Raw genomic sequence first — 255 nt, forward strand, 5'->3', positions numbered from 1 at the left:
TCAGTTCGACACCACCGCCGACGGGCGCACTTTGAAGATGCTCAACGTGATCGACGAGTTCACCCGCGAAGCCTTGGCGATCCACGTCGACCGGGCCATCAACGCCGACGGCGTCGTCGACGTCCTCGACCGCCTGGCCCTGATGCACGGAGCACCGAACTACGTACGGTTCGACAACGGGCCCGAGTTCATCGCCCACGCGGTCAACGACTGGTGCCGGTTCAACGGCACCGGCTCGCTGTTCATCGACCCCGG

1 protein-coding gene is annotated in these 255 nt (G+C 65.1%); it reads left to right on the forward strand.

The genetic code is table 11. The features are described from left to right. Positions 1–255, forward strand: a 255-nt coding sequence (locus LI92_RS21635) for a DDE-type integrase/transposase/recombinase (RefSeq protein WP_046322767.1), incomplete at both ends; no start/stop codon positions are given.

This window comes from Mycobacterium sp. UM_Kg1, assembly GCF_000972925.1.
Taxonomy (GTDB): domain Bacteria; phylum Actinomycetota; class Actinomycetes; order Mycobacteriales; family Mycobacteriaceae; genus Mycobacterium; species Mycobacterium hiberniae.